We start from the raw sequence: 10,950 nt of genomic DNA on the forward strand, positions 1-10,950 counted from the left end.
GAAAATCCCCGATCTTGACGTGGACGATCGAGGATATCGACGGACTTCCCGGAGAGCCCGATATTCAGCGCCGAAGTGACGTTAAGAACAGCCGTTCTTGACGCCTACGCCGCACCGAGTGCCTGCCGCAGCAGGTGCATGAGTGCTGCCAGCTGCACCGGCTCCGCGGCCGACTCCTCCACGGCCTCGCCGTCGAGCGCCCGCGCCGCGAGGCCCTGCTTCTGGTCGATCAGCTCCGCGATCTTGGTGTCGATCGTGTGCGCCGCGATGATTCGCCAGGCGGTGACCGGCTCGTCCTGCCCGATGCGGTGCACGCGGTCGATCGCCTGCGTCTGCTCGGCGGCGGTCCAGGACAACTCGGCGAGCACGACGTTCGAGGCCGCTTGCAGGTTGAGCCCGACACCGGCCGCAGTGAGCGAGCAGACCGCGATGCCCACGGAGGGGTCACCGTTGAAGTCGTCGATCGCCTGCTGTCGCGTGGTCGACGACTGGTCGCCCCGGATCGACACCGCCCGGATGCCCGCGGCGGCGAAGTGCGCCTCCGCCTGATCCATCACGTCGATGTGCTTGGCGAAGAAGACCACCTTGCCGACCGAGCGCTGAAGCTGCGCCGCGTAGTCCGCTGCGAGGGGCGCCTTGGCCTGGCCGATGCGCCTGACCATGGTGAAGACGTTGTCTCCCCCGGTGCCGGCGGCCTTCGACTCCTCGAGTTCGTTCTGAGCGACGAGACGCACGATGTCCTCGTCGATCTCCCCGGGGACCAGTCCGCGATCGCCCCGCGCCTCGATGATGCGACGGTAGCGTGCGGCGAGCCGCTCCCCCAGCTCGCGCTCGGCCTGACGGATGCCGCGTCCGAACTCGTCGTCGAGCTGCACGGGCAGGTCGGCGATCAGCTTGTCCGGGAGATCGGCGGCGACGTCCTTCTTCTTGCGGCGCACGATGCCCATCGAGATGACGGCGTCCCGCGCCTCGGGGTAGAACGCCTTGTCGGCCGGAGTGAACCCGGTCGCATCCAGCTTCTCCATGAGCTCGGCGCCCGGCTTCTCGCCGGTCGTCCAGCCCAGGAACCGCCAGATCGCGTCGAAGTCCTCGACGTCGTTGATCAGCGGGGTTCCGGTGAGGGCCAGCATGAGCGGATCGTGCCCCGGAGTGCGCTCGCGCACCTGGGCGGCCAGCGACAGGACGTTCTGCGACCGCTGCGAGGACAGGTTCTTGATGAAGTGCGCCTCGTCGACGACCATGCCGCGCAGACCGATGGAGGCGAGCCACGACATGTGCCGGTCGAGGATCTCGTAGTTCACGATGAACACGTCGGCGAACGCATCGATGTCGTCGCCGTCTCCCTGGATCACCGTCGCACGGCGCTGCGGAGTCCAGCGTTCGACCTCGCGCGCCCAGTTCATCTTCACGACGTTGGGCACGACGACGAGCAGCGGATACGCACCCGCGACGGACGCGGCGAGCACCGACTGCGCGGTCTTGCCGAGGCCCGGCTCATCAGCGAGCAAGAAGCTGCGGTGCCCCGCTTTGACCGCCTCGAGGAATCGGGACTGGTGCACCATGACCTCGAGGCCCTTGGGCGAGATGTGGTCGAACTCCGGCGCAGGCGGGAGATCCATCGATGCGGCGGATCCGCCCGCACCCGTCTCGAAGGCCTTGTACAGCGGGCCCATGAGCTCCCAGCCGTCGAGACGACGACGCGGGGTCGCCGCCGCACGCGGCGTCAGGTCGGGGGCGAGGAACGGGTTTGCCAGCTGACGTGCCTCCACCGAGGGCGGGGTGACCTGTCGCTCCGCGATCGCCGCGGGCACGACGGAGACCTGCACGGGGGCCGCATCGGCGATGATCAGGTCTTCGGGAGCGAGCTCGGCACCGGATTCGAGCAGCCAGTCGCGACGCATGCGCTTGGCCACCGGCGACGTCGCCTGGTCGGCTTCCAGCAACTGGATGAGCGACGTGTCGCGCGCAGCGGTCTTCGCGAGGATCGTGGCGACACCGTCGAGCCGCTTGAGCAGCTCGGCGCGCGCGGGATCCCCGATCTCAGCGTCGGCCTTCACCCGCGCACGTTCTTCGCGCACGAGGAAGGCGATCACCTGGAACTTCACCCGGTTCGTCGGACCCAGCTTCCCCCGCTGAGACTTGGCCTCGATCTCACGCACCTTGCGCGCGAGGATCGGGATGAGGGGTGCCTCGTCGTCACGACGGGACGTCTTCTTTCGCCGCGTGGCGGCGGTTGCCGTGGTCGGCATGCTCCTCCTGAGCGTGAAGGCTCCGGCTTCCCCAGGAAGCCGCCAGCCGTTCTCGTTGTCCGCGTGTGGCGTGAGCCAGGACCGTACGAACAGTGGATCTTCTTCCCGTCGAGGCACGCGAGAAGCGTGAGAATCGGCGGGAGCCGTTTCCCATTCTATGTCATGGTGCTCGCGTCGCGGATATTTCGGACGATCAGGACGTCACGTCGAGCGCGCGGGCGGCATCGGTGACGTCGGCGGCCATCTGCTCCATGAGCTTCTCGATCCCCTCGAACGCGACCATTCCCCGCAGTCGCTCGACGAACTCGACGCTGACATCGTGTCCGTAGAGATCCAGCCCGGTCTCGCCGAGCACGTGCGCCTCCACCTGGCGCACGAGGACATCATCGAAAGTGGGATTGGTCCCGACGGAGATCGCGGAGGGGTGCCGGATACCGGTGTCATGGTCCACGAGCCACCCCGCGTACACACCGTCGGCCGGGACGAAAGCATCGACGATCGTGGAGAGGTTCGCGGTCGGGAACCCCAGCTCTCGCCCGCGCTTGAGTCCGTGGACGACCTCGCCCCGCACATCCGGGTAGCGGCCGAGCACGGTCGTCGCCGTCGCGACATCGCCCTCCATCAGCAGCTCTCGGATCCAGCTCGACGACACGCGCCGCGCGGAGCCGGGGAGGTACACGTCGTCGACGACCTCGACGGAGAAGCCGTGCTCGGGCCCGAGCTCGCGCAGGAGGTCCGGCGTGCCCGCTCCCCTGTTCCCGAACCGGAAGTCCTCGCCGACGAGGACCGTGGAGACTTCGAGCGCACCGACGAGGATGTCGGTGACGAAGTCATGAGCGCTGCGGGCGGCGAGTTCCTCGTCGAAGGTGAGCACCAGAGTCGCATCGATGCCCATCTCGCCGAGCAGCTCGAGTTTGCGCTCGACCGTGACGACGTTCTCCGGGCATCGGTCCGGACGAAGGATCGCCAGGGGGTTGCGGTCGAACGTGACCACGACGGCGCGGCTGCCACGGGCTGCAGCGGCTTCGTTCAGCCGGGCGATCACCGCTCGGTGGCCGGCATGGACACCGTCGAACTTTCCGATGGCGACCGCACTCGGTCCGAAGCCGTCCGGGATCTCCTCCGGACTGCGGAACACGATCACGCGTGGACCTCGACCGATCGCGGGGCGTCGACAGGTCGGTGCGTGCGCAACCACCAGACGCCGAAGATCGGGAGCACCAACGGGACGAAGAGGTATCCGCGCCCGAACAGCGACCACACCGTCTCATGTTGGAACAGCGCCGGCATCAGGACGCTGAGCAGACCCACCACGAGCACCCCGGTCAGTTCGAAGACGATCGCGATCCAGGCCACCGTGTACCAGCCGCGACGTCGGGCGAGGACGAGCGCGAGGGTCGCGAGGATGTACACGACGGCGGCGAGGGCGGACAGCGAGTACGCGAGAGGTGCCTCGTCGAAGCGGCGGACGATCTGCACGAAGCTGCGTCCGGTGGCGGCCAGCGCCATCACGGCGTAGACGATCACGAGGACGCGACCGATGCCGGTCATCCGAGTGGGGGGTGCGGTGGAGCTCATAGCGCATTCCATCCTAGAGCCGCGGGAGGCGGCCGGACTCTGCCCGAGGTCTCAGCTCATGCGATCTGGACGGACCAGATGACCTGCATGCGCCACAGCATGATCGCGATCGCGAACGCCGCGACCCCGAGGATCACAGTGCTCCACCGGCTGCGCTCCATGAGCGCCCACAGCACGGCTCCGACGGGAAGCAGTGCGGCCGATACGAGGTAGACCCAGTACTCGAGCAGGTCTCCCGTCGGAGGGTTGCCGGCGAGGGGTGCGACGATCGCGACGATCACCTGGACGATCAGGAGGAGCTCGACCAGCGCGAGTGCACCGACGCTGAAGTCGCTCGGCCGGCGCCCGATGAGCCCCGCGATGAGGCAGAAGACACCCGCCGCGACGGCCACGACGACCTGGGCGATCGTGAACCACAGGATCATCGCACGGCCTCCGGCATGTTCATCGCACTCTTCAGGTCGGCTCCCCGCTTCTCGACGATGCCGACGAGGAGCCCGTCCTCGTCGATGGCGGCTGCGATCGGTCCGTCCAGGCGCGCGGCGTGGCCGGTGAGACGCTTGCCGTGCCGCAGGTCGCGCGCTTCCTCGGCCGTCATGTCCAGAACCGGGAGGATGCGTCGGGCTGCCTGCGCCGCGGTGAGAGTGGACGCCCCCTCGAGGGCGTCGACATCCACGGCGTCGCTCACCTCGAACGGGCCGACCCGCGTGCGCCGCAGCGCGGTGAGGTGCCCGCCGACGCCGAGGGCCTCCCCGAGGTCGCGAGCGAGCGAGCGGATGTAGGTGCCGGACGAGCAGTCGACGATCACATCGAGATCGAGCGCTCCGTCGCTCGGCCGGCTCGCGACGAGGTCGAACCGGGAGACGACGACTTCTCGGGGGGCCAGGACGACCTCTTCGCCGGCACGGACGCGATCGTAGGCTCGACGCCCGTCGACCTTGATGGCGGAGACGGCGCTGGGCACTTGCGAGATCTCTCCGGTGAGGGCAGCGATCCCCGCGGCGACCGCATCGTCCGTCACAGCGTCCCACGCCTCCGCAGCGGCGGTCGTGAGGATCTCGCCCTCCGCGTCATCGGTGCCGGTGGTCTGGCCCAGTCGGATCGTCGCCGTGTAGGTCTTGTCCGCGCCCACGATGTAGGTCAGGAGCCTGGTCGCTCCCTCGATCCCGATGACCAGCAGCCCGGTCGCCATCGGATCGAGCGTTCCCGCGTGACCGACTTTCCTCGTCCCGAACGCACGGCGGGTGCGCGCGACGACGTCGTGACTGGTCAGCCCAGCGGGCTTGTCGACGAGGAGGATGCCGGGCGAGACCATCCCCCCAGCCTACCGAGACCACAGCGGTCGACCGTTCGTGAGCCTCGGTCGACGGCGTCGTTCCGGGCACGGTTGCGCGCTCCCGTAGGCTGAGGGGATGCCCGGATCGCAGGCCCTGCCCGACATCGTGTCGCGCCTGTCGGACTGGTATCGGGACGCGGCGCGTGACCTGCCGTGGCGCCGGTCCGCGTTTCATGACGAGTTCGGCGCCTGGGGCGTCCTCGTGAGCGAGTTCATGCTGCAGCAGACCCCCGTCTCGCGGGTCATCCCCCACCTGGAGGCGTGGCTGGCGCGGTGGCCGACCCCGGAGGCGATGGCCGCGGCATCCACGGCGGACGTCGTGCAGCAGTGGGCGAACCTGGGCTATCCGCGACGGGCGCTCTGGCTGCACCGTGCCGCGGTGGAGATCACGGAGCGGCACGACGGCATCGTTCCCCGCGATGTCGACGCGCTCCTCGCGCTCTCCGGCATCGGCGACTACACCGCCCGAGCGGTCGCCGTGTTCTCCTATGGAGACCGGCACCCGGTGGTCGACACGAACACGCGGCGCGTTCTGGCGAGGGCGATCGACGGCCGAGCCCACCCCGCGCCGCCGTCTCGTCGTGACCTCGCGCTGATGGAATCCCTGCTCCCGGCTTCGGTGCCCGAGTCCGTGGTCTTCAACGCCGCGGCGATGGAACTGGGCGCCACGGTCTGCACGGCGCGAGCTCCGCGCTGCGAGCAGTGTCCTCTCTCCCCGTCCTGCGCCTGGCTCGTCGCGGGCCGCCCCGACACAGGGGATGACCGACGACGCCAGGCATCATACGAGGGATCGGATCGTCAGGCCCGTGGCCTCGTGCTGCGCCTTCTGCGAGAGGCGTCCCCCGACGCGGTGCCCCTGGTCGCCGTCCTGCCCGACTGGCCGGATTCGCCTCAGCGCGATCGCGCGATCGACTCGCTCATCGCCGACGGGCTCGCCGAGGCCGACGGCGAAGCCCTCTCGCTGCCTCGGTGACGACGCTTCAGAGGTGATGATCGGTGCGGTGTGCGAGCACCGTGAGCTCGACGCGGCTGCGGACGTCGAACTTCGTGAAGATCCGCCCGAGGTGCACCTCGACCGTGCGGACCGACACGTTCAGCATCTCGGCGATGTCCCTGTTCGGGGATCCGCCGACGGCGAGCATCGCCACCTCGAGCTCCCGTGCGGTGAGCGCGAGCGACCATGCGGCGCGACACGCGGAGAGCGGATCGGCCGCCGGAACGATGCTCCCCTCCCTGGCGTCGAGCCGGTCGATGCGGTCGCGGATGGACCGCGCCCACGCGGTCGCTCCTGAGACCTCGAACAGACGCTCGGCACGGTGGAGGTGCACCCTGGCCGCGGCATGATCATCGTGGATCGCGTGCTGGGTTCCGAGCATGGTCTCCACTCTGGCTCGCGTGAACGGAGAGGCGAGCGTGCGTGCGGCCTCCGTCACGGCATCACGCTCCGAACGCCACCGGGCGTCCCCGGCCGTCGCGATGCGCACGCGCAGCCGCTGCGCGAGCGCGATCTCCGGCGGCTCGATCGAGCCGACCGTCATCGGGCGCGCCTCCACCGTGAGAGCGAGTTCGTCGAGCGCCGGCACCGACATCGCGGTCCGCGGTGACCCGAGCTCGGCCCAGAGTCGAACCGTGGCGGCGGCATCGTGGAACGCGCCGGCGAGAAGCGACTGGATACCCCGATCGACGAGCACATCGATCCGTGCCCCGTTCGGCAGGGCTGCCGTGAGTGAAAGCGAGAAGGGACCGAGTTCGCCGAGCACGGCGAGATCGAGACGGCGTGCGAGGACCACGCCCAATCCTGCGAACGGCAACGCGACCGGCAGCACGAGCGCGGCCTGGATCAGTCGTTCCCGCGCGAGGCCGATGTCGCCTCGCCACGCGAGCAGCAGGACGTCGACGACCCGGCGGTACGCCTGGATGATCGGGCTGTGCTCGTACCCGGGAACCAGAGGGTCCGGCGCGGAGCCGATCGCCGAGTCGTCTTTGGCGAGGAGACGTCGCGCTCGATCGATGTCACCGTGCAACGCTGCGCGCAGGGCACTCAGCATCCCCCCGCTCACCGGACCGGACCCCGCGACCTCATCGACGTCACGGTCTCCGACGATGAGCCAGCTGAGGGCGATCGCCGGATCCCGCAGTTCGCGCTCCGTACCGGTGCGGGCTGCCCCCTCGCGGAGCGCATCGAGCCACACCCGCATCCCCCGCCGGTCACCTCGCTCAGCGCACATCACTGCCACGAGCGCGCTCGCGCGCGTCCAATGTCGCCAGTCCTCCGGGTCATCCGTCTCCGGACGCAGCGAACTCGGGTCGATCTCGGGCACCGCCCCCTGCGCGAGCGTCTGGGCGACGAGGAGTGCGCCGAGGCCTCGCGAACGCCGGGGGTCGGAAGTCTCGGAGTACAGCGCGTTCAACCATGCCGAGGCCTCGGACACGAAGCCGGCTGCGAGCGCCGACGTGCCTGCGACCAGACGCGCGTCGTCTCGGTCGCTTGCGGTGGCGTGGTCCGAAGCCTCGCGCGCGAGCAGCAATGCGCGCTCGGGATGGCCCGCGTCACTGAGTTGCCCGGCGATGTCGATGAGCTCGGGAGCAGCCGCAGGGTCGCCTTCGAGGGACGCCCGCGCATGATGCCAGTTCGCGCGCACCTAGTCGCCGCGCGCGCGGAAGACAGTGCTCAACCGCTCGTGGACGATCGCCGTGGTCGCGGCCGAGGAGGTGGCTCTGATCCAGATCGACAGGCGGGCATCGACGAAACGAACACGACCGGCATGCACGCGGAGGCGGTCGCCCACCGGAGCGGCCGCGACCTCTGATGCGGATCTCCCGTCGAACGCGAGCAGAGGTTCGAGATCATCCTCCAGCGACACCGAGAGTGCGAGGAGCAATTGCCGGTCATGCGATTCGAGTTCCACGGTCTCGAACCTGCGGGCGATCGACGGGACCAACGGGAGCGGTGACGGCAATGGACGGTGTCCGTGTCTTTGCTCGGGCGTCAGACTCTCGACGACTTCGCGGACCGTGGGGGCATGCGCGTCGAGATCGACGGCGAGACCGGCGAGCACATGCGGTGCGCATGCGAGATCCCGTTCGAGAAGCTCCTCGAGGATGATTCCCACCACCGCGGGCGCGACGAATCGCCCCCGCGCCATGCTCCGACCCACGATGCCGCCCCCCAGCTTCGCGGGATCTGGTCCCGCGAAGCTGAGCGTATCAAACGGCGATCACTCCGCGTCGTCGTCCGTGCGGTACGGGTCGGCGTCGCCGGCATGCGATGCCGAGGACGCGAGCTTCGCGACGTCCGCATCCCGCTGCTGGGCTTCGCGGAGCAGCGCACCGATGTGATCCGCGTTCTCCGGAAGCGCGTCGGGGATGAACTCGAGCGTCGGCACGAGCCTGGTGCTGAGCTGCCGCCCGACCTCGCTGCGCAGCATTCCGGTGGCCGAGGTGAGCGCGGCACCGCTGGAGATGCGCTCTTCCTCCGTGCCGAGCACCGTGTAGAACACCGACGCGTGCTGAAGGTCTCCGCTCACGCGGACGTCGGTGATCGTGACGAAGCCGAGGCGCGGGTCACGCAGCCCCTTCTCCAGTCGTTCAGCGAGGATGACGCGGATGCGATCCGCGAGCCGAGCCTGTCGTTCGCCTGCCATTGTTCTCTCCCTGTACGGAAACCTCAGGGCGTCCCCCGCTCCGCGCCCCGAGGGGAGCGGTGCGACGGACGCCCGAGAGGTTGTTCGAATCGATCAGCCGCGAGGCTTCTCGACGAGCTCGGTCGTCTCGATCTCATCACCGATCTGGATGTCGTTGTACTTGCCGAGGCCGATACCGGCCTCGTAGTCCGTACGGACTTCGGTGACGTCGTCCTTGAACCGGCGCAGCGACTCGATGGCGAGTCCATCGGCGACCACGACGCCGTCGCGGATGACGCGAGCCTTGGCGTTGCGGGTGATCGTTCCCGATCGCACGATGACACCGGCGATGTTGCCGAACTTGGAGGAGCGGAACACCTCGCGGATCTCGGCCACACCCGACTGGATCTCTTCGAACTCCGGCTTGAGCATGCCCTTGAGCGAGCTCTCGATCTCGTCGATCGCGTTGTAGATGACGGAGTAGAAGCGGATGTCCACACCCTCACGGGAGGCACGCTCGCGCGCCTTCGTGTCGGGACGGACGTTGAAGCCCACGATGATCGCGTTGTCGATCGTCGCCAGGTTCACGTCGGACTCGGTGATCGCACCGACACCGCGGTGGATGATGCGCAGCTGCACCGAGTCGTCGACCTCGATCTTGAGCAACGATTCCTCGAGCGCCTCGACGGCACCGGAGACGTCACCCTTGATGATGAGGTTGAGCGACTCGACCTTGCCCTCTTCGAGAGCACGGGTGAAGTCTTCGAGCGAGATGCGCTTGCGGGCCTTGGCCAGCTGGGCGTTGCGCTCGACCGCTTCACGCTTCTCAGCGATCTGGCGAGCCATGCGGTCTTCCTCGGTCACGATGAAGACGTCACCGGCACGCGGCACGGAGTTCAGACCCTGCACCTGCACCGGACGCGACGGGTAGGCCTCGAGGACCTGCTCGCCGTTCTCGTCCGCCATGGCACGCACACGGCCGTACGCCGTACCTGCGACGATCGCGTCGCCGACCCGGAGCGTTCCGGACTGGATGAGCACCGTGGCGACCGAACCGCGGCCCTTGTCGAGCTTCGCCTCGATGGCGACACCACGAGCGGCCTTGTTCGGGTTGGCGGTCAGGTCGAGACCGGCGTCTGCGGTGAGCAGCACAGCGTCCAGGAGTTCCTGGATACCGGTACCGGCACGTGCGGACACGTCGACGAACATGACATCGCCACCGAACTCCTCGGCGACCAGGCCGTACTCGGTCAGCTGCTGACGCACCTTGGAGGGGTTGGCGTCGGGCTTGTCGACCTTGTTCACCGCGACCACGATCGGCACGTTCGCCGCCTGCGCGTGGTTCAGCGCCTCGACCGTCTGCGGCATGATGCCGTCGTCGGCTGCGACCACGAGGATCGCGAGGTCGGTGACCTGCGCACCACGGGCACGCATGGCGGTGAACGCCTCGTGACCCGGGGTGTCGATGAAGGTGATGGCGCGCTCGATGTTCTCGTGCTCGGTCCAGACCTGGTAGGCACCGATGTGCTGGGTGATGCCACCGGCTTCACCCTCGATGACGTTGGTCTGACGGATCGCATCGAGCAGTCGCGTCTTACCGTGGTCGACGTGACCCATGACGGTGACCACCGGCGGACGGATCTCGAGGTCGTCCTCGCTCTCCGCCTCCAGCTCGGCCTCGAGGTCGAGACCGAAGCCCTCGAGGAGCTCCTTGTCCTCGTCCTCGGGCGAGACCATCTGGATCTTGTAGCCGAGCTCGGCACCCAGGACCTCGAAGGTCGCCTCATCCAGGGACTCGGTGGCCGTGGCCATCTCGCCGAGGTTGAAGAGGATGGTGACGAGGGTTCCCGGCTGGACCGTGTAACCGGTCAGCGTCTCGATCTTGTCGGCGAAGTCCGCGATCGACGCGCCGCGGCGCATGCGGATGGTCTCTCCGTTGCCGCGGGTGACGTTGACGCCACCGACGACCGGAGCACTCCGCATCTCGAACTCTTGCCGCTTCGCCCGCCGCGACTTGCGCTGCTTGCTCTTTCCGCCGCCCTTACCGAAGGCACCTGCGGTGCCGCCACCGGGACCACGGCCTCGACCGCCGCCCCCGCCGGGACGACCAGCGAAACCGCCGCCGGGACGCGCGCCGGGACCACCGGCACCGCCGGGTCCGCCG

General features: G+C 68.6%; 10 protein-coding genes. 1 reads left to right on the top strand and 9 read right to left on the bottom strand.

Going from position 1 to position 10,950, the window contains the following annotated elements; genetic code table 11:
• Positions 1–104: 104 nt before the first annotated feature.
• From L978_RS00875 to truB, 5 genes are all read right to left on the bottom strand, one after another.
• The gene (locus tag L978_RS00875) at positions 105–2,249 is read right to left on the bottom strand and encodes a DEAD/DEAH box helicase (protein ID WP_047519358.1); all 2,145 of its coding nucleotides are present in this window, start codon (positions 2,247–2,249) and stop codon (positions 105–107) included.
• Between the two features lie 193 nt (positions 2,250–2,442).
• A complete protein-coding gene (locus L978_RS00880) occupies positions 2,443–3,393 on the bottom strand; it encodes a bifunctional riboflavin kinase/FAD synthetase (RefSeq protein WP_047519360.1) in 951 nt (316 codons plus the stop codon).
• Complete coding sequence (locus L978_RS00885; RefSeq protein WP_227991603.1) at positions 3,390–3,827, bottom strand: hypothetical protein; 438 nt, start codon at positions 3,825–3,827, stop codon at positions 3,390–3,392. Before L978_RS00885 ends, L978_RS00880 begins: the two co-directional genes overlap by 4 nt.
• 56 nt (positions 3,828–3,883) lie before the next feature.
• Positions 3,884–4,252, bottom strand: coding sequence for a hypothetical protein (locus L978_RS00890; RefSeq protein WP_047519364.1), 369 nt, complete (start codon positions 4,250–4,252; stop codon positions 3,884–3,886).
• On the bottom strand, positions 4,249–5,142 hold the full coding sequence (truB, locus tag L978_RS00895; RefSeq protein WP_047519366.1) for a tRNA pseudouridine(55) synthase TruB: 894 nt from the start codon (positions 5,140–5,142) through the stop codon (positions 4,249–4,251). The genes L978_RS00890 and truB overlap by 4 nt, the downstream gene beginning before the upstream one ends.
• A 115-nt stretch (positions 5,143–5,257) precedes the next feature.
• Here truB and L978_RS00900 point away from each other — a divergent pair, with 115 nt between their 5' ends.
• Positions 5,258–6,136: an A/G-specific adenine glycosylase gene (locus tag L978_RS00900; RefSeq protein WP_047519391.1), complete on the top strand. Its 879-nt coding sequence runs from the start codon at positions 5,258–5,260 to the stop codon at positions 6,134–6,136.
• Positions 6,137–6,143: 7 nt separating this feature from the next.
• Here L978_RS00900 and L978_RS00905 read toward each other — a convergent pair whose 3' ends face one another.
• The 4 genes from L978_RS00905 to infB all read right to left on the bottom strand — a co-directional run.
• A complete protein-coding gene (locus L978_RS00905; protein ID WP_047519368.1) occupies positions 6,144–7,805 on the bottom strand; it encodes a response regulator transcription factor in 1,662 nt (553 codons plus the stop codon).
• Positions 7,806–8,309, bottom strand: a complete 504-nt coding sequence (locus L978_RS00910) for a hypothetical protein (protein ID WP_047519370.1) — start codon at positions 8,307–8,309, stop codon at positions 7,806–7,808. It lies immediately after the preceding gene.
• Positions 8,310–8,381: 72 nt separating this feature from the next.
• Complete coding sequence (rbfA, locus tag L978_RS00915; RefSeq protein ID WP_021199404.1) at positions 8,382–8,807, bottom strand: 30S ribosome-binding factor RbfA; 426 nt, start codon at positions 8,805–8,807, stop codon at positions 8,382–8,384.
• A 93-nt stretch (positions 8,808–8,900) separates the two neighbouring features.
• Positions 8,901–10,950: translation initiation factor IF-2 (infB, locus tag L978_RS00920; RefSeq protein ID WP_047519393.1), on the bottom strand; the 2,050-nt coding region annotated here is incomplete at its 5' end.

The sequence above is a fragment of the Microbacterium sp. ZOR0019 genome, assembly GCF_000800925.1.
Lineage (GTDB): Bacteria > Actinomycetota > Actinomycetes > Actinomycetales > Microbacteriaceae > Microbacterium > Microbacterium aurugineum.